This is a genomic window from Pseudomonas sp. PME37.24/006 (genome assembly GCF_055556635.1).
This window is the reverse complement of sequence record NZ_JBVHNL010000063.1, coordinates 1-277: the sequence shown is the minus strand read 5'-3', so window position 1 is coordinate 277 and position 277 is coordinate 1. Positions and strand designations below refer to the sequence as shown.

The following is a 277-nucleotide window of genomic DNA, read 5'->3' as shown; positions in this document are numbered from 1 at the left end:
CAATTCCTGGATCTCGGCATCGCGCGCCGCGGCCGCCTTCTGCAACTCGGCTTCGGACTTGGCGCGTGCCAGTTCGATGGCGTTGCGCTTGTCCTGCTCGGCCAGTTCCAGACGCTCATGCAATTGCTGCTCGAAGGCGCTGTCGCGCACTTGCGAGAGGATGTCGGCGTAACCGGCTTCATCGATCTTGAAGGCTTTGCCGCAGTGGGGGCAGATGATGTCGTGCATGGCTGTTCGGATCCTGTTCTTGACGAATGGCCGCTAGCTTAACGGATCA

1 pseudogene is annotated in these 277 nt (G+C 60.3%); it reads right to left on the bottom strand.

What is annotated here, in order from left to right:
* Positions 1-228: pseudogene (locus ACZ3GY_RS23860) on the bottom strand (DUF2130 domain-containing protein); the annotation flags it as partial.
* Positions 229-277: the final 49 nt, after the last annotated feature.